Source organism: Nisaea sp. (genome assembly GCF_965216895.1).
Classification (GTDB): Bacteria; Pseudomonadota; Alphaproteobacteria; order Thalassobaculales; family Thalassobaculaceae; genus Nisaea.
Window position 1 is genome coordinate 3,601,668 of the sequence record NZ_OZ244205.1, and the last position, 16,394, is coordinate 3,618,061.

At 62.2% G+C, this 16,394-nt stretch carries 18 protein-coding genes; 7 read left to right on the forward strand and 11 right to left on the reverse strand.

Annotated features, from left to right (window positions below; genetic code table 11):
• The first annotated feature begins 4 nt into the window (after positions 1 to 4).
• Both ACOOE1_RS17265 and ACOOE1_RS17270 read left to right on the forward strand, forming a co-directional pair.
• Positions 5 to 1,210 carry an EAL domain-containing protein gene (locus ACOOE1_RS17265; protein WP_420403443.1) on the forward strand — a complete coding sequence of 402 codons (1,206 nt, stop codon included), beginning with the start codon at positions 5 to 7 and terminating at the stop codon, positions 1,208 to 1,210.
• 60 nt (positions 1,211 to 1,270) lie between these two features.
• Positions 1,271 to 2,122, forward strand: coding sequence for a TIGR01459 family HAD-type hydrolase (locus ACOOE1_RS17270; protein WP_420403444.1), 852 nt, complete (start codon positions 1,271 to 1,273; stop codon positions 2,120 to 2,122).
• A 25-nt stretch (positions 2,123 to 2,147) separates the two neighbouring features.
• On the opposite strand, the gene ACOOE1_RS17275 is transcribed toward ACOOE1_RS17270, so the two are convergent.
• Complete coding sequence (locus ACOOE1_RS17275; protein ID WP_420406447.1) at positions 2,148 to 2,549, reverse strand: ribbon-helix-helix domain-containing protein; 402 nt, start codon at positions 2,547 to 2,549, stop codon at positions 2,148 to 2,150.
• A gap of 180 nt (positions 2,550 to 2,729) precedes the next feature.
• Here ACOOE1_RS17275 and ACOOE1_RS17280 point away from each other — a divergent pair, with 180 nt between their 5' ends.
• The 3 genes from ACOOE1_RS17280 to rpmB all read left to right on the forward strand — a co-directional run bounded on the left by ACOOE1_RS17280 (position 2,730) and on the right by rpmB (position 3,977).
• Positions 2,730 to 3,242 carry an Lrp/AsnC family transcriptional regulator gene (locus ACOOE1_RS17280; RefSeq protein WP_420403445.1) on the forward strand — a complete coding sequence of 171 codons (513 nt, stop codon included), beginning with the start codon at positions 2,730 to 2,732 and terminating at the stop codon, positions 3,240 to 3,242.
• A 124-nt stretch (positions 3,243 to 3,366) separates the two neighbouring features.
• On the forward strand, positions 3,367 to 3,561 hold the full coding sequence (locus ACOOE1_RS17285; RefSeq protein ID WP_420403446.1) for a hypothetical protein: 195 nt from the start codon (positions 3,367 to 3,369) through the stop codon (positions 3,559 to 3,561).
• 122 nt (positions 3,562 to 3,683) lie between these two features.
• The gene (gene rpmB / locus ACOOE1_RS17290) at positions 3,684 to 3,977 is read left to right on the forward strand and encodes a 50S ribosomal protein L28 (protein WP_420403447.1); all 294 of its coding nucleotides are present in this window, start codon (positions 3,684 to 3,686) and stop codon (positions 3,975 to 3,977) included.
• An 84-nt stretch (positions 3,978 to 4,061) separates the two neighbouring features.
• On the opposite strand, the gene ACOOE1_RS17295 is transcribed toward rpmB, so the two are convergent.
• From ACOOE1_RS17295 to ACOOE1_RS17310, 4 genes are all read right to left on the reverse strand, one after another.
• Positions 4,062 to 5,342 carry an ArgE/DapE family deacylase gene (locus ACOOE1_RS17295; protein WP_420403448.1) on the reverse strand — a complete coding sequence of 427 codons (1,281 nt, stop codon included), beginning with the start codon at positions 5,340 to 5,342 and terminating at the stop codon, positions 4,062 to 4,064.
• A gap of 129 nt (positions 5,343 to 5,471) precedes the next feature.
• Positions 5,472 to 7,022 (reverse strand): hypothetical protein, encoded by a 1,551-nt coding sequence (locus tag ACOOE1_RS17300; protein ID WP_420403449.1) that lies wholly within the window; start codon positions 7,020 to 7,022, stop codon positions 5,472 to 5,474.
• 139 nt (positions 7,023 to 7,161) lie between these two features.
• Complete coding sequence (locus ACOOE1_RS17305) at positions 7,162 to 8,226, reverse strand: COX15/CtaA family protein (RefSeq protein WP_420403450.1); 1,065 nt, start codon at positions 8,224 to 8,226, stop codon at positions 7,162 to 7,164.
• Positions 8,227 to 8,319: 93 nt separating this feature from the next.
• Complete coding sequence (locus ACOOE1_RS17310; protein WP_420403451.1) at positions 8,320 to 8,583, reverse strand: Usg family protein; 264 nt, start codon at positions 8,581 to 8,583, stop codon at positions 8,320 to 8,322.
• Between the two features lie 380 nt (positions 8,584 to 8,963).
• Between ACOOE1_RS17310 and groES the strand changes: the two genes are divergently transcribed.
• Together groES and groL are read left to right on the forward strand one after the other, a co-directional pair.
• Positions 8,964 to 9,254, forward strand: coding sequence for a co-chaperone GroES (groES, locus tag ACOOE1_RS17315; RefSeq protein WP_420403452.1), 291 nt, complete (start codon positions 8,964 to 8,966; stop codon positions 9,252 to 9,254).
• 17 nt (positions 9,255 to 9,271) lie between these two features.
• On the forward strand, positions 9,272 to 10,924 hold the full coding sequence (gene groL / locus ACOOE1_RS17320; protein ID WP_420403453.1) for a chaperonin GroEL: 1,653 nt from the start codon (positions 9,272 to 9,274) through the stop codon (positions 10,922 to 10,924).
• A gap of 90 nt (positions 10,925 to 11,014) precedes the next feature.
• On the opposite strand, the gene ACOOE1_RS17325 is transcribed toward groL, so the two are convergent.
• The 6 genes from ACOOE1_RS17325 to ACOOE1_RS17350 form a co-directional block, all read right to left on the reverse strand.
• On the reverse strand, positions 11,015 to 11,782 hold the full coding sequence (locus ACOOE1_RS17325; RefSeq protein ID WP_420403454.1) for a GntR family transcriptional regulator: 768 nt from the start codon (positions 11,780 to 11,782) through the stop codon (positions 11,015 to 11,017).
• A gap of 84 nt (positions 11,783 to 11,866) precedes the next feature.
• A complete protein-coding gene (locus ACOOE1_RS17330) occupies positions 11,867 to 12,304 on the reverse strand; it encodes a universal stress protein (RefSeq protein WP_420403455.1) in 438 nt (145 codons plus the stop codon).
• A gap of 16 nt (positions 12,305 to 12,320) precedes the next feature.
• Entirely contained in the window at positions 12,321 to 13,604 is a 1,284-nt protein-coding gene (locus ACOOE1_RS17335; protein WP_420403456.1) for a TRAP transporter large permease, read from the reverse strand.
• 17 nt (positions 13,605 to 13,621) lie between these two features.
• Positions 13,622 to 14,203 carry a TRAP transporter small permease gene (locus tag ACOOE1_RS17340; protein ID WP_420403457.1) on the reverse strand — a complete coding sequence of 194 codons (582 nt, stop codon included), beginning with the start codon at positions 14,201 to 14,203 and terminating at the stop codon, positions 13,622 to 13,624.
• A 103-nt stretch (positions 14,204 to 14,306) separates the two neighbouring features.
• Positions 14,307 to 15,338: a TRAP transporter substrate-binding protein DctP gene (gene dctP / locus ACOOE1_RS17345; RefSeq protein WP_420403458.1), complete on the reverse strand. Its 1,032-nt coding sequence runs from the start codon at positions 15,336 to 15,338 to the stop codon at positions 14,307 to 14,309.
• A 299-nt stretch (positions 15,339 to 15,637) separates the two neighbouring features.
• On the reverse strand, positions 15,638 to 16,387 hold the full coding sequence (locus ACOOE1_RS17350) for a sulfite exporter TauE/SafE family protein (RefSeq protein WP_420403459.1): 750 nt from the start codon (positions 16,385 to 16,387) through the stop codon (positions 15,638 to 15,640).
• Positions 16,388 to 16,394 lie beyond the last annotated feature (7 nt).

Here is a 16,394-nt window from a genome sequence, read left to right on the forward strand (position 1 = left end):
GCCATTGCGTAACGTCCTGATCGCTAGCTTCTATACTCTGCCGGCCATTGCGCTCGCCGTGCTGCTGCCGGAGGTGCCTTTGCTGGCGATGCCCGGCTGGGGCGCCGGACTGCTGCTGCTGACGCTTGGCGGTCTGGTGCAGACCGGCCTCTCGCTCGGTGCGGTTCGCGCTTCCTCGGAGCGGCAGCTCGAGGTGCTCGCACACGAGCTCGCGGTCACCCGGCAGGATCTGGATGCCGCGCGCGAGGAACTCTCCCGGATCCGCGAACAGATCGACGAGATGCCGGATAGCGGTCACGTGGTCGCCGAACTCAAGGTCCTGCAGGGCCTGCTGGGGCAGCTCTCGGCGAAGACCCCGGAGAGATCCAAGAACAAGGCGCCGGCGGCGAAAAAATCAGACGATCTCGGCCTGCCCGCCGTCGCCGCGGCCGAAAGCCCCGGCGAGCCGCTGCTGCTGATCGATGACGCGGAGGTCCTGACCATCGTCGAGCAGGCGCTGCGCGAGGATCGGGTCGATCTGTATCTGCAGCCGATCGTGAAACTGCCCTCGCGCAAGCGGCAGTTCTACGAATGCTTTTCGCGCATCGTCGACGACCGGGGCCGGGTCATCACCCCCGAGCAGTACATTCCGCTCGCCGAGGAGGCCGGTCTGGTCGCGGTGATCGACAACATGCTGCTGTTCCGCTGCATCCAGCTGGTGCGGCGCGCGGTGCGCGGCCAGCCGAATCTCGCCTTTTTCTGCAACATCTCCAACGGCTCGCTGACGGATGTCGATTTCTTCACTGACTTCATCGAGTTCCTCGCAGACAACCAGAAGCTGATCCCGAACCTTTATTTCGAGTTCGAGCAGGAGGCGATCACCGATCCGACCTACGAGACCCAGGTCAATCTGCAGCGCCTGCAGAATCTCGGTTTCCACTTCTCTCTCGATCAGGTGCGCACGCTCGATATCGATCTGCCGCATCTGGCGGATCTCGGTTTCAAATACATCAAGGTCGGCGCTCACATGCTGCACGAACTCGCCCGCGGCGACGACCCGCAGCTCGACATGCGGCGGTTCAAGGGGGCGCTCGACCGCTGTGCCATGGATCTGATCGTCGAGAAAATCGAGTCCGAAGACATGCTGCTTGATCTGCTCGACCTTAAGATCGACTACGGCCAGGGTTATCTCTTCGGGGAACCGCGGCCGACCACGCAGCCCGCCAAGTAAGGCGCCGAGGGCGCCAGCCCTGATTCTCTTCATGCCGTCGCTTCGAACGGGAGTTTCCCAATGCCCGCCACGCTGTCCGCCTTCTCCGAAATCGCCGAACGCTATGACGGATTCATCTTTGATGTCTGGGGCACGCTTTATGACGGCGGGAAGGCGTTCCCGGATGCACTTGCGACGGTCAGGGCGCTGGCCGGAATGGAAAAGAAATTGCTTGTGCTCTCGAACTCGCCGCGCATACCCGCGGTGGTCGCGGAACGGCTGACGGGGATCGGGTTCGAGCTCTCGTGGTTCGCCGATATCGTCACCTCGGGCGGTATGGTCGCCGATATCGTCGGCGGCAGAAAGGATGTCGCGGCGCAGAGCCTCGGCGAACGCGTGCTCTGGCTCGGGCGCGCGCGCTTTCCGGACGCGTTACCGGAGGGTGCGTTTACCGAGGTGGCGGAGGTCGGAGAAGCGGACTGGATCCTCAACGCGGGGCCCGAGAACCCGGATGCGGGTATCGAGGAGTTCGAGCCGCTGCTCGCCGCCGGGGCCGGGCGCAATCTGCCGATGGTCTGCGCCAATCCAGACAAATCGGTGTTCCACCGCGGCGCGCGGCAGATCTGCGCCGGCGCGATGGCGGAGCGCTACGAAATTCTGGGCGGCCGGGTGCGCCATTTCGGCAAACCGTTCCCCGAGATCTTCGCCCGCTGCCTGGAGCGGATCTCACTGCCGGCGGAGCGGGTGCTCGTGGTCGGAGATAACCTGGAAACCGACATACTCGGCGCCAACCGGGCGGGGATCGACAGCCTGCTGCTCGGCGGCGGGATCCACGCGGACGATCTCGCGGAGCGTCCGGCACAGCGGCTCCCGGCCCTGATCGCGGAACACCGCGCGCGCCCGGCGTATTTCGCCGGATCGCTCGCCTGGTGAATTGTCTCCCGGGAGCGACCGAGAACTAGAGCGTCTGCCCGCTTGTGGCGTATTGCTGCTGCTCCAGCGCGAAGCGCTGCAGGGCGGTATCAAGAAAACCGGGAATGGGCGCCTGGGCATTCTCTCCCATGCCGCCCTCGGGGGCGGCGCCGAGGCTGTGCTCGATATTCTCCACGACAAGCCGGAAATAGGTCAGCAGGAAGACCCGCAGGGCCGAGGACATGCTCGATTCCTTGCGCCGCGCCGCGACGGAGGTACAAAGAGCATCTATGCCGATCTCTTCTCTTCTGCAGATATCGGACAGTCCATTCCAAACCTGTGCTTCCAGACTTACGCTTGTACGCCGATTGCCGATCGTGACGTTCTTTCTGATACGGTCGCTACCGATAACGCGTGCCACTCTTAAAGCTCCCAAAACCCAGCACACAACTGTATGGTTAACGTGCCGCAATTCTACTGGTAGTGCAATAATCAAGGCAATGTTCGCGCGTGAGGCGTCTGAACGTCAGGTTCATCCAGGACCATTCTTGCGTTCGCCAGAGGTACTTTGCAGGAACGGCTCCGTCACACTATCATGCACGGATGTTGCGGAAATGGGGGAAGGCCCATGAGTGCTAACGGCGAAGGTCAACTGGACAAGGTCGGCTGGCAGCTCCTCAGGGTGCTGCAGGAGGATGCGCGCCTGTCCTTCAGCGAACTCGGCCGCCGTGTCGGCCTGTCGTCTCCCGCCGTCGCCGAACGGGTGCGCCGGATGGAGGATCTCGGGATCATCAACGGCTACCGGACCATCGTGAACCCGGAGAAGCTGGGCTATCCGACCACCGCCTTCATCCATCTGAAGACCTCAGGCGAGCATTACAACAAGATCGCGACGGTCGCGCACACGCTGAGCGAGGTCCTCGAGTGCCATCACGTGACCGGTCAGGACAGCTACATGATCAAGGTCATCGTCTCCTCGATGGTGCATCTGGAGCATGTCATCTCGCAGATGCGCAAATACGGCGAGACCACGACCTCGATCGTTCTCTCCTCTCCGGTGAAGGGCAAGATGATCGCGGCGGGGCCGAGCGTCCGGATGGGGCCGGCGACACCGCCGATGTTCCTCGTCGAGAACGAGTAATCCCTGGCTGACACCCGGCGGAGCGTCCGCGGGTATCGCGGTTGCCTCCGCCATGCGTTGAAATCCGAGGTGTTCGGCCGATATGAAGGTGCATGAGCTAATTCATACCGGAGGAGGAATCGCGATGCAGACGCAGACGACGAAAAACCGGCCGTCGGTTGTAGAACTTGACCGCGCACGCAGGTCGATCCGGACGAAAGGCAGAACCGGCCTCGACAAATTGCGGCTGGGTGGCAATAAAGCGGGCACCGCCGAGGCTGGCGCCACCACGGCGGAGATCTTCGACCGTGCCGTCAGAGGCTTTGAAAAGCGGGTCTGACCGTTCGAAAATCCCCTGAATCCCCTTGACGCGAAAAGGGGCCTCGCGTATATGCCCTGCTTCCTCGTGCGGCCCCGGCTGCGCGAAATCCAATTCTATCGAGTTGACCGAGGATTAGAGAAATGGCGCGTCGTTGCGAAATCACCGGTAAGGGTGTCCAGACCGGCAACAATGTGAGCCACGCGAACAACAGGTCGCGCCGCCGGTTTCTTCCGAACCTGCAGCAGACTTCGCTGATGAGCGATGCGCTCGGCAAGATGGTCCGCCTGCGTCTGACCACGCATGCGATCCGCTCCATCGAGCATAATGGCGGTCTCGACCAGTATCTGATGAAAGCCAAGAATGCGCAGCTCGGCCTTGAGGCCCGTGCGCTGAAGCGGCGCATCGAGAAGGCCGCCGCCGCGAAAGCCGCCTAAGGCTCTCACGCAAGGCCGGTTGCCGAAAACGCCCGCTTCCAGCGGGCGTTTTTCATTTGTGGAGGTGCCGCGGGTCGGAGACGGCTAGATCTTTTCCAGCCCGCACCAGTCGGCGATGAAGAGCGCCATCGCCGCGGTCACGCGCCGGACCGAAGGCAGGTTCACCCGTTCGTCGAAGCCGTGCACATTCTCCGCGATCGCCCCGTAAACATAGGCTGGCGTCCGGTTGTAGATCCCGTGGAAACGCGAGTCGGTAAGCGCGGTGGAGGCGCGGCGCCCCGCCGTGCTGGAAAACACCATCTCGTGACACCGGTCGAGCAGAGCTTCGCCGGGCGTGTCTTTCGGCAGTTCGTAGCCCGGCGAGAGAAAGCCCTGCCACTCGATCTCGGGTGGGTTGTTCGCGAGAAAGGTATGCGATCTGGAGGCTGTGGCGATGGTCTCGGTCAGCCGCTGCTGGATCGTCGCCGGATCGATCCCGGGATAGAGACCGACCCGGACCTCGAACGTGCACCATGCGGGCACACTGGAGGTCCAGTCCCCGCCCTTGATCTGCGAGATCACCACATTGACCGGATGCGGATTGTCGGCAAAGGCCGGGTGCTTGTTTTCCGGCAGGTTGAATTCTTCCTCAAGCGCGTGGAGAGCCTCCCAGAGCGGCACGCAGGCCTCGATCGCGTTCTGCCCGCTGCCGGCATGGGCGACATGCACTGGGATGCCGGCGACCTTCACCCGCATCCAGACGACGCCGACTTGCGCCGAGGTCAGGCGCTCTCCGGTCGGCTCCGGGATCAGGACCGCGTCCGCCTTGTAGCCGCGCACCAGGGTCGAGAGCGCGCCGTTGCCGGTGCATTCCTCCTCGATCACGGACTCGAAATGGACGGGCGCAGCCGGCCGGTAGCCCGCGCGCCTCAGGCCTTCAAGCGCATAGAGCGCACTTACCGTTCCGGTCTTCATGTCGCCGGCACCGCGGCCATACATCCAGTCACCGTCGATCTCTCCGCCGAACGGCAGGCGCGTCCACATCTTTTCCGGACCGACCGGCACCACGTCGACATGGCCGTTCAGTATCAGCGAGCGGCCCCTGGGATTTTCCGGCCGCCAGGAGGCGACGACGGTGTAGGCATTCTCGTAGGAGACGTCGACCGGCGAGAACCCCGGATGTTTCGCAATCTCGTCCGGGTCGATGCGCCACATGTCGACGGCATAGCCGAAGTCCCGTGCCGCGCGGGCCATCAGGTCCTGTGCGGTGGCCTCCTGGCCGCGTGTGGAGGGGCAGCGCACCAGTTCCTGGCTCAATTGAAGCTGTTCCTCGAACCCCTCGTCGACGGCGCGCATGATCTCGGCGGCGACAGTCTGTTCCGGCATTGGAATCTCCTCTACTTTGCCCGCGAAAGTATCGGCCCCCGTCCGGGTGGACGGCAACACGCAGGAGAGTGGAGCTTTGGCGTTTCTATATGCCCGAATTTGAAAGGATTGCGCCTGCCGGTTGTCCGTTCAGCCCGCGAGTTCGTACAACTCGACGAGACGGTGGATCTTTTGTTCCATCTGGTTTTCCGCAACGAAACGGGCCACGTTCCGGCGCATTCCGGCACGGTCCGCCTCGCGGAGTTTCTGCGGCAAGGTGTCGAGCTCTTTCGAGGAAACGGCGATCCCCATCCCGTTGCCCACTATGATCGAGGACGCGTATTCGTACTCTGAGTTGATCAGTACGGGTAGGCCGGCCTCCAGATAGTGGAACAGCTTTGTGCCGACGCCGCCTTTGTAGAGTTCGTGGCGGCAGAAGCTGTTCTCGATGTTCAGGTCGTTGACGATCAGTCCGAAATCGTATCCGGCGATCCCGGCCGCAAGCTCGCTCGGCGGCAATGTCGGCTCGATTTTGAAGCGCGGATAACGCTCCTGGAGATACTCGATGAATTCGAACCCAGGAATATTCGCCTGCCCGTGAGGCGTGTAGTAGATCGAGACATCGATCCCGGCCTGCAACAGCGGTTCCCAGGCTTCCGCGGATCCCCAGTTCGGATAGAATCCAGGCGGATGACGGTCATTGCGCGGGACGATATTGCCGATATAGACGCAGCGGATCTGATCGGGCGATTCCGATTTTGAAGGCCTGCTCTGTATCAGATGGGAAAGCGGGTATTGCTGGATCTCGGCTTGAGGCGGCACGCGTCCGTATTGCTTGCCATGCTCCGCAATCAGATCCGTCGGAAATCTGTGAACGATCCCGTCGCTTTTCTGGAAAATCTCTCGCTCGCAGTCCAGTTCGAGATCGACCGCCTGGGGCGACCAGTTTGTGTAGTAGGCTTCGCGCGTACTGACGATTCCCGTGATGTCGTAAAACTCGCAAATCACCTTGGCCTTGCGTTTGCGCTCCAGGACGAAGCGGGCCATCACGTATTCCCACATCCGGCACTGAACGTGAAACACGTCGGGATCGAGATGCCGCAGGACGATGTCGAGTGTGACGTAGTTGTCGCAGCCGTGAAAGACGTGATCGAACGCTCCGGAATAGGAGGCGATCTTGTCGTCCGCGATCGGCTCGAGGCAGACGAGAAAGGTTCGGAAACCCTGTCGTTTGAGCGCCCACGCCTCGCGCCAGATGACGTTGTAGCAGGTGCCTGCGACCATGACGACCGTACCTCGGGTCCCCGCCACCGATCTGGCGGCACTGACGACCGTCGCAAAGGCCGCAGCCGCATTCTCGTTCACGTCCCGGTACAATCGGGCGAAATACCGCTCCATGAAAGGCTGACCGACCGTGCCTCCGAGCCTGGCAATGTTCTCGTTCAGGAAGTCGAGGCGGGCCTGGTCCCTTGTTTCTTCGGGAGCGTTCGGCAGTTTCTCGACAGCGGCGACGAGTTCGTTGTCCTCGAGCAATTCCGAGGCGATGGCGGCGAAGGCTCTGATCCCCGGGTCCGACATGAGCGTGTTGCGGAAATGTGCGTCGAGATACTTGAGCGTCATCGCAAGGCTCGATGACGTGGTCGGCGGTGTTCTCATCGGGAGCCGGGTCACCAGACGATACAGGTCTTCGGCGGTCTCCATACGAACGCTCCTATACGGGGAGGCTGGCCCGCGGATTATGCGGCGTGCGAATCAACTAAGCGTGCGACGATACTTTGTGCCGATCGCGACCGTAAACAAAGGTTTGGCTCACTGAGGGCGGACATCGGACCCAGAGCCGCTACGCTTTCCGTTTCCCGCTTGTTTCGAACAGCACCCAGACCGCGGCCGCAAAGGTCAGCGCCGCGCCGCCCTGATGGGCCGCTCCGAGCGACACCGGTACCTGGGCGAGCAGGGTGGATATCCCGAGCGCGACCTGGATCGCGGTCATGCCGGCAAGCGCGTGAACGGCGAGCCGGGTCCGGGGCGCAAGACCGTTGGACCGCATTGCCCGCACCAGGAGCCAGACGATCGCGACGAAGGTCACGATGGCGATCACGCGGTGATTGAATTGTACCGTCGCGGGGTTCTCGAAGACGTTGACCCAGAACGGTTCGGCGAAGGCATAGTCAGGCGGGACGATATGCCCGTTCATGAGCGGGAAGGTGTTGTAGATCAGACCCGCATCGAGCCCGGCGACGAACGCGCCGGCGACGACCGTGAGCGCAATCAGATGAAGCACCGCGACGGCATGGCGCCTGAGGTGCCGGTCCCGTTCGCCGGGGAGGCGCTGCAGGCCGAGCACGGTCCAGAGCAATGCGCCGAGAATGAGGAAGGCGACGCCGAGATGGATTGCAAGCCGGTACTGGCTGACGGCCGGATTGTCGACCAGGCCGCTCTTTACCATCCACCAGCCGATCACGCCCTGTAGCGCACCGAGCAGGAACAGAAGGCCGAGACGAGGATAGAGCGCCCGGCGGATCCTGCCGGCAAGCGCGAGCACCAGGAAGGGCAGGGCGAAGGCGACGCCGATCAGCCGGCCCCAGACCCGGTGCAGGTATTCCCAGAAGAAGATCTGCTTGAAGTCATCGATGGTCATCCAGGAGTTGACCTTCTGGAATTCCGGCGTGTCCTGGTACAGCGAGAAGACCCGGTACCATTCCGGCTCGCTCAAAGGCGGGATCCAGCCAATGAAGGGGCGCCATTCCGCCATCGAGAGACCGGACCCGGTGAGCCGCGTGATGCCGCCGATGACGATCATCAGGAACACCATGACGGCAACCCCGGAGAGCCAGTAGGCGACGGGCCGGTCGGTTGCGGCATGCTCCGGCAGGGCCGGGCTGTAGGACGGGCTGGACGGATTCACGCCACTCTCCGGTTGGATAAAACGACCGGCGGAATGTGGCGTCGGGTGCGGCCGAGGTCAAATGGATGCAATGCCGCACCCGGACGGACCCTGTCAGTGGAGCCGGAATTCGATGTCCGCTGCGTTGAAGGTGGCGGTCCCGGTGAGGGAGCCGGCGCAGATCTGTATCGAATGGATCTGCGCCTCGATATTCAGCCGCCAGTGATCGAGGAACCGTCTCAGGCGGGGGAGTTTCGGAACGACATCGTGTGTCTGCCAGACGAAGCTCTGTAGAAGATCCGGATGATCCGGCATGCGGTAGAGAATCTCCGCGGTGGTCACGCGGCGCTCGAAAAGGACGACTGGCTCAATCGACATGCATGAACTCCATCTATTGTGACTACGGAAATGTTGATGTAAGACACCGCTGTTCCGCAATAAATAAATGGAATCAATATTTTAGCAGCAGAATGGATTGGCTGCTGCCAAGAACGTTTCACCTGGCCGGCTCAGGAAACCGTTTGCAATTCGGCGGGAAGACACCATCTGCCGGACATCCGCTGTTCGTTTCCCGCCACGTCTCCCCGGCAATGTTCCGGCAAAAAATTTTTCGGACTCGTTTGCCAATTCCTTGACAGCCGTACCGCGCTTCCCTACATCGTCAGCACTCGCCGTTGGTGAGTGCTAATAAATAGGTTCGCCACGGCGAGCGCTCAGTTAGAAAACGTCACACAGACGAGTTTTTCGGAGGTTATGGCATGAAGTTCAGGCCATTGCATGACCGGGTTGTTGTCCGTCGCACTGAAGGCGAGGAAAAGACAGCCGGGGGCATCATTATTCCCGATTCCGCCAAGGAAAAGCCGATGCAGGGCGAGGTTGTCGCTGTTGGCTCCGGCGCGCGCGACGAGGCCGGCAAGGTCCAGCCGCTCGACGTCAAGGCCGGCGACAAGGTGCTGTTCGGCAAATGGTCGGGCACCGAAGTCAAGATCAACGGTGAAGAACTGCTGATCATGAAAGAGTCCGACATCATGGGCGTTCTGGAATCCTAAGAAAGGACTGATCCATCATGGCTGCTAAAGACGTCAAATTCGGCACCGATGCACGTACCCGACTCCTCAATGGCGTCGACGTGCTCGCGGATGCCGTCAAGGTTACCCTGGGCCCGAAAGGCCGCAACGTTGTTCTCGACAAGTCCTTCGGTGCCCCGCGCATCTCCAAGGACGGCGTGACCGTTGCCAAGGAAATCGAACTTTCCGACAAGTTCGAGAACATGGGCGCACAGATGGTGCGCGAGGTTGCTTCCAAGGCGAACGACATCGCCGGTGATGGGACCACCACTGCCACGGTTCTGGCTCAGGCCATCGTGCGCGAAGGCTCCAAGGCCGTCGCCGCGGGCATGAACCCGATGGACCTGAAGCGCGGCATCGACATGGCCATCGAGGCCGTCGTCGCCGACATCCAGAAGCGCGCCAAGAAGATCTCGACCTCCGGCGAGGTTGCTCAGGTCGGCACCATCTCCGCCAACGGCGAAGCCGAAATCGGCGAAATGATCGCCAAGGCGATGGAGAAGGTCGGCAACGAGGGCGTGATCACGGTCGAGGAAGCCAAGTCCCTGCACACCGAACTCGACGTCGTCGAGGGCATGCAGTTCGACCGCGGCTATCTCTCGCCGTACTTCGTCACCAACGCCGACAAGATGACCTGCGAGCTGGAAAGCCCGTACATCCTCTTGCACGAGAAGAAGCTCTCCAACCTGCAGGCGATGCTGCCGGTTCTCGAGCAGGTCGTGCAGTCCGGCAAGCCGCTCCTCATCATTGCTGAAGACGTCGAAGGCGAAGCGCTCGCCACCCTCGTCGTCAACAAGCTGCGTGGCGGCCTGAAGGTTGCTGCCGTCAAGGCTCCGGGCTTCGGCGATCGCCGCAAGGCCATGCTGGAAGACATCGCCATCCTGACCGGTGGCACCGTCGTCAGCGAAGACCTCGGCATCCAGCTCGAGAACGTCACCGTCGACATGCTCGGCACCGCCAAGCGCGTCCAGATCTCCAAGGACGAGACCACGGTCGTCGACGGCGCCGGCAAGAAGAAGGACATCGAGGCCCGCTGCAACCAGATCCGGGCGCAGATCGAGGAAACCTCCTCCGACTACGACCGTGAGAAGCTCCAGGAGCGTCTCGCGAAGCTGGCTGGCGGCGTCGCGGTGATCCGCGTCGGCGGCGCCACCGAGGTCGAGGTGAAGGAACGCAAGGATCGCGTCGACGACGCGATGCACGCGACCCGCGCCGCGGTCGAGGAAGGCATCGTTCCGGGCGGGGGTACCGCTCTGCTCTACGCCGTTCCGGCGCTTGCGAAGCTCAAGCCGGGCAACGAAGACCAGAAGATCGGCATCAACATCGTGCGCAAGGCCATCCAGGTCCCGGCGCGCCAGATCGCCGAGAATGCCGGTGAAGACGGTTCCGTCATCGTTGGCAAGATGCTGGAGTCCAAGGACAGCGACTGGGGCTTCGACGCCCAGAAGGGCGAGTTCGGTAACCTGGTGAAAGCCGGCATTATCGACCCGGCCAAGGTCGTCCGTTCCGCGCTGCAGAACGCCGGCTCCGTTGCCGGTCTGCTGATCACGACCGAAGCCATGGTCGCCGAGAAGCCGGAACCGAAGGGTGCCGCCGCTGGTGGTGGCATGCCGGGTGGCGGCATGCCGGACATGGGTGGCATGGGCTTCTAAGCCAGCTTTCCAGGCAAGATCTAAGAGAAACCCTCCAGGGCGTGCCCTGGAGGGTTTTTCTTTGGCCGCCATCCGGAACGGCGCGGGTGTCTAGGCGTGCCCGGCGCCCGCCGATTCGGTTTGTCGGATCAGTGCGTCGAGGCGGATCAGCACGGAGCTGACCGCATTGCGGGTGACGAACCCGACCGCCGCGACGTCTCCGATCTCCATCGCGCGCCGTGTCGCCGCAATATCCTGCTGGAAAAGTTCCACTTCCTCGCGCCAGTCGAGTCGCGGGAGGAAATGAAACCACGCGCGGACGGTACGAAAGTAGAGATCGTCGTAGGTCTGCAGCAGGTGTCGGTTGCCGATCAGGCTGCAGATTGCCTCATGGATCCCCACATCAACCTGTCCGAAGCTCCGGTAATCGGGGTGATCGAGCAAGTCCGCGCAGACCCGTTCGGCCTCGCGCAGGGCATCGATGGCAGCGGCGCCGGGGGGCTTCGGCGTGACCACGCCGATAAGCTCGGCGAGTCGGCTGCGGAACTGCAAGGCCTCGCGCAGGGTGTCGAAATTGACCGCGGCGACCGCAGTGCGCACCCCATGCCGGCTTACCACCAGCCCGTGATAGGCAAGCTGCTGAAGCACGCTGCGCATTGGCGTCCGGCTGACGCCGAATTCCTCGGCAAGTGCATCGATGTCGAGCGCGGTGCCGGGGGCGTAGTCCAGCAGTGTGATCCGCTCGCGCAGCGTCAGGTAAATTACCTGGAAACGGCGTTGCGAAGGTGTTGCTGCAGGCTCGAACGGTTCGGCCAGGCGTTCCGGGCCGACAAGGCCCGGCCCCGGCTCAGAGCCAGTGCTCCCGATGTTTTCCGTCATCCCGCTCTCCGCTGCCGCCGGCGTTAGTATTCCGCAATTACCGTGCGGTAGGAAGCGCCTGCACCGAGGTCGGGGACGGCCAGCCTAGACGACCATCACCGGACAATCCGCCAAGCTGGTAACCTTGTGCGAGACGCTGCCGAGGAGGTAGCCCTCGATATCGCCGATCCCCCGGCTGCCAAGCACGATGAGGCCGATATCATGCTCCTTGGCGAATCCCACAATGGTGCGTGCGGGCGGGCCGCCCTTGATGAAGCCGCGAATCTTCTGTGCTCCCGCGTCGATGGCGACGGACTTCGCGCTCTCGATCACCTCGCTCGCGAACTCCCGCATCGAATCGTCCAGGTTCTCTGGCTTCTCCGGGCGCACCATCGACATGGAAGCCTCCAGCAGCCCGTAATGCCGGTAGACACAGAGCAGCTGGAGCTCGGAGTCCCATTTCTCCTGGATCTGCACCGCCAGCCGTACGGCGTTCAACGCATGATCCGAACCATCGACGGGCACGAGTATCCGTTCGAACATCGGCACCGCTCCTTTCTCATCTGAAGGCAAGGTCGCGCAGGAAGAGGGCGATCTGCGGGAAGAAGATCAGCAGTACTGCTGACAGCAGCAGCATGAATACGAAGGGAGGCGTGCCGCGTATGACATCTATGTAGGGCCGCTTGAAGATGGCGATTGCGGTGAAGATATCGCAGCCGAAGGGTGGCGTGGCGGAGCCGATGGCGACCTGCAGCGTAATGATGATTCCGACCAGGACCGGATCGAGCCCGACGGATTTCACCACGGGAGCGAAGATCGGCACGAGGACGAGGATGACGACGATCGGATCGACGAACATGCAACCGATGAAGAACGCGACGGAGATCACGAAGAGGACCCCGATCGGCCCCATCTCGGTAACGCCGACCGCGCCCAGGATGGCCTGCGGTACCTGGGCGAAGGAGATGACCCAGGAAAAGGCGGCACCGGCGCCGACCAGGATGAAGACCACGGCAGTGATCAGGCCGGTCGACTTGGCAATGGCGTAGATATCCGACGCGCTGAGCGACTTGAAGACGCCGAACTCGAGGATGACGGCATAGAGCACGCATGCAGCGGCGGCTTCCGTCGGGCTGAACACGCCGCCGTAGATGCCGCCGACGATGATCACCGGGAAGCCGAGCGGCCAGACCGCCTCCTTCACGGCCGCCAGCCGTTCCCGCCAGCTCGCCTTCGGCTCGGTCGGAACCTTCTTCACGGTGGCGTAGATCACGCTGTAGGTGGCGAAGAAGAGCAGGATCATCAGGCCCGGTCCGATCCCGGCGATGAAGAGCTCGGCGATCGAGGTGTTCGACACCACCCCGTAGATGATCATGCCGATGCTGGGGGGAATCAGGAAGGCGATGTCGCTCGAATTGACGATCAGCGCGAGGACGAAGGAATCCTTGTAGCCGGCTTTGAGCATGCGCGGGCGCAGCGGCGAGCCGACCGCGACCACGGTCGCCTGAGTCGAGCCGGAAACGGCGCCGAAGAGGGTGCAGGCGGTGGCCGTGCTGACCGCGAGGCCGCCCCGGACATGGCCGATGAAGGCCATCACCATGTTGATCAGCCGGTTGGCCGACTCGCCGCGGGTCATGATGTCGGCGGCGAGAATGAACATCGGCACGGCGATCAGCGAGGCCGGGCGTATGCCCGCGAGAAACTGCTGCACCATGAAATCCATCTTCGAGAAACCGCCGAAGAGCTCGAAGAATCCGATGAAGGAGGCCGCGATGAGCGGGATCATCATCGGAAAGCCCAGCAGCAGCAGGACAATCATCGTCAGCATCATGATTGCGGCCATAGCGCGCTCTCCCAGCCCTAGATTTCGGTTTCCGTATCGTCATAGCCCTCCAGCACCGTGGTGGAGAGATAGACGTCCTTTTCCGTGAAGTTCTTGACCGCCGTCAGGAGATACTGCGTGCCGGTGACGAGAAACCCGACCGGGACCCAGACATAGATCAGCCATACCGGGATCTGCAGCGCCGGCAGGACCCGTCCGCTGGAGGCGACCTTGCCGATATAGCGCACCGAGAAATAGGCGAGCGCGAACATCATCAGGGCGGTGACGGCAGCGATCGCGATCATCAGGATCTTGCGCGATGGCGCCGGCAGAGAATCGAAAATCGCGGACATCCGGATGTGGCGCCCGTGGCGTGCAGCGTACCCGAGCCCTGCGAAGGTGATCAGGACAATGATGATCCGGTTCAGTTCCTCGGTGAAGAAGAGGCTGTATTGAAAGACGAAGCGGCCGACGACATTCGCCACCGTATTGGCCGCCATCAACAGGACGCCCGCAGCGAGGGCGAAGGCTTCGACCCGGCTGATCGCAGAATCCAGAAGCCCGAGCGGCCCGGATAGACCGGACTGGTGCTCGTTGGTCCGGGTGTTGTTTTCGCTCATTCGTCGGTCCTCGCAGCAGCATGCCCAGGCAAGAAACCGGGAACGGTGCGCGGCCCGTTCCCGGTCGGGAGTTCGCAAGCGGAACTCCGCAGAGGCGTTGGCGCTACATGGTCGCCTTCAGATCGGCCTTGAGCTGATCGAGGATCTTCTTGCCGCTTTCGCCGGTCATCTCGATGAACTTGGCCTCGACTTCCTTGGCGGCTTCCTTGAAGCAGGCGCGTTGTTCTTCCGACAGTACCGTCACCGTCATTTCCGGCTTGGCCTCCTTGATCTTCTGGAGTTCCTGCTCGGCGAGTCCTTCCTGATATTTGACGATGTGATCGTAGGCGATGGCGGAGGCCTCCTGGATCGCTTTCTGATCCGCTTCGCCGAGGCTGTCATAGAAATCCTTGTTGGCCATGACAGCGGTGGTGAAGTTGTTGTGGCCGGCATAGGTGATGTGGTCGGTCACCTCGTAGATCTTTGTCGAGTAGAGGAAGAAGGTCGGATTTTCCTGGCCCTGGATGATGTTGGTCTGCAGGCCGCCATAGACCTCGCCCCAGGGCAGCGGCGTCGGGGTGGCGCCGAATGCCTTGTAGGACTCCACCAGCAGCGGATTGGTCATCACCCGGAACTTGACCTCGTCCAGGTCCTCGCAGGACCGGACCGGTTCCTTGGTGGTCATCGCCACTTCACCTTCGGGGAACATGGTGAGCAGCTCCAGGCCCTGCTGGGCGTACAGCTTCTGGAAATCCTCGTTGATGGCCTCGCTCTCCTTGTAGAAGCGCGCGAGATGCTCCTGATCCGTCGGCAGGAGATAGGGCACGAAGAAGACCTGCGCTTCGGGGATGAGGGAGCCGGTGAAGCCGGGCGACTGGTCCACGAACTGCAGGATGCCGGCCTGGGCCTGCTCCATGATGTCGGCTGACTCGCCGAGTGTGCCGTAGGGGAAGAGCTGGATCTCGTGATCTGTCTTGGCCTCGATCACTTCCTTGAACTTCTGCGCATAGACGCCCTGCACCTCGGTGAGGGACTCCTCGAAAGCATATTTCCAGGTGTCCGCATGGGCTGTCTGCGCCAGCAATGCGGCGCCTGCCAGGGCGGTGCCCGTGATCAGGCCCAGAGCGCGTCGTTTCGACTTCCAGAATTCCATCATTTTCTGCTCCCTGTTCATTTTGTCCGATTGCCGGTCGACTTCGTTTTCGCGGCTACGTTGCGCGAACGGTATCACGAGAAATTTTCGATACCAACATCGACATGTATATCTCGATTTGATGGATGGCGGAATATGGCGGTATTCAAAGGAAAATACGCGGTAATTCGTCAATTCGGCTCAATGAGATACATAACAATGAGCTGTTCGGCTGAATGTTTGCGGAAAGCCGAAAGGGCTGCTGGGCGTGCAAAAAGCGCGCAATCAGTGTGCGGCCAAGTGGCCGGCCCAAATAGAGGGGGTCAGGCGAGTGCGGCTTGCGCCGTGATATAGAGGCCGAGCAGCAGCACGCCGATCAGGAACACGGACCGGAACAGCTCTTCGGAGAGCCGTCCGCGGATCTTCTGCCCGAGAACCATGCCGAGTATCGCGGGCAAAAGGCCGAGCGCCGAGACCATGCCGAGCTCGGCGGAAACCAGGTTGCTCTGCCCGAGCGCCAGCGCGAGCGCCGCGGTCGAAAGCGTGAACAGCATCCCCATCGCCTGTACCAGCATGTCGCGGGACAGGCCCAGGGCCTGAAGGTAGAGCACACCCGGGACCATGAAGGAGCCGGTCATGCCGGTCAGAACGCCATTGACCGCGCCGAACAACGGGCCGCTCCGGCGCGCGCTCTCCGGCGAGAGGGTGAGGCGAAACCCGGCCAGGCCGCTGGCGGCATAGGCGACCAGCAGCAGGCCGAGCAGACCGGAGAGGTAGCTGAGATCGACGCGGCTGAGGGCGAGCGCACCGATCCAGACGGTGACCGTCGCGGCAACGAGAAACGGCCAGATTCTCGAGAAAATGGCACGCGCATTCCCGCCCACCGAAGCCTGCCAGATGTTGGTGGCGAGGGAGGGCACGACCAGCAGGGCCATGGCGCTCGGAAGATCGAGCAGCAGGGTCATAAGACCCAGCGTCACGGTTGGCAGGCCAAGGCCGATCACGCCCTTGACGGAGCCTGCGAGCAGAAATGTTCCGGTGATGGCCGCGAGGAGAGCCGGATCGTAGTCCATGGCGCGC

Excerpts from the sequence above, each read along its gene's own strand:
- ACOOE1_RS17325 (WP_420403454.1), bottom strand. The coding sequence starts at position 11,782 with ATGACGGAAAACATCGGGAGCACTGGCTCTGAGCCGGGGCCGGGCCTT.
- dctP (WP_420403458.1), bottom strand. The coding sequence starts at position 15,338 with ATGATGGAATTCTGGAAGTCGAAACGACGCGCTCTGGGCCTGATCACG.
- ACOOE1_RS17285 (WP_420403446.1), top strand. The coding sequence starts at position 3,367 with ATGCAGACGCAGACGACGAAAAACCGGCCGTCGGTTGTAGAACTTGAC.
- groL (WP_420403453.1), top strand. The coding sequence starts at position 9,272 with ATGGCTGCTAAAGACGTCAAATTCGGCACCGATGCACGTACCCGACTC.
- rpmB (WP_420403447.1), top strand. The coding sequence starts at position 3,684 with ATGGCGCGTCGTTGCGAAATCACCGGTAAGGGTGTCCAGACCGGCAAC.
- groES (WP_420403452.1), top strand. The coding sequence starts at position 8,964 with ATGAAGTTCAGGCCATTGCATGACCGGGTTGTTGTCCGTCGCACTGAA.
- ACOOE1_RS17295 (WP_420403448.1), bottom strand. The coding sequence starts at position 5,342 with ATGCCGGAACAGACTGTCGCCGCCGAGATCATGCGCGCCGTCGACGAG.
- ACOOE1_RS17280 (WP_420403445.1), top strand. The coding sequence starts at position 2,730 with ATGAGTGCTAACGGCGAAGGTCAACTGGACAAGGTCGGCTGGCAGCTC.
- ACOOE1_RS17340 (WP_420403457.1), bottom strand. The coding sequence starts at position 14,203 with ATGAGCGAAAACAACACCCGGACCAACGAGCACCAGTCCGGTCTATCC.
- ACOOE1_RS17270 (WP_420403444.1), top strand. The coding sequence starts at position 1,271 with ATGCCCGCCACGCTGTCCGCCTTCTCCGAAATCGCCGAACGCTATGAC.
- ACOOE1_RS17350 (WP_420403459.1), bottom strand. The coding sequence starts at position 16,387 with ATGGACTACGATCCGGCTCTCCTCGCGGCCATCACCGGAACATTTCTG.
- ACOOE1_RS17300 (WP_420403449.1), bottom strand. The coding sequence starts at position 7,022 with ATGGAGACCGCCGAAGACCTGTATCGTCTGGTGACCCGGCTCCCGATG.
- ACOOE1_RS17335 (WP_420403456.1), bottom strand. The coding sequence starts at position 13,604 with ATGGCCGCAATCATGATGCTGACGATGATTGTCCTGCTGCTGCTGGGC.
- ACOOE1_RS17330 (WP_420403455.1), bottom strand. The coding sequence starts at position 12,304 with ATGTTCGAACGGATACTCGTGCCCGTCGATGGTTCGGATCATGCGTTG.
- ACOOE1_RS17310 (WP_420403451.1), bottom strand. The coding sequence starts at position 8,583 with ATGTCGATTGAGCCAGTCGTCCTTTTCGAGCGCCGCGTGACCACCGCG.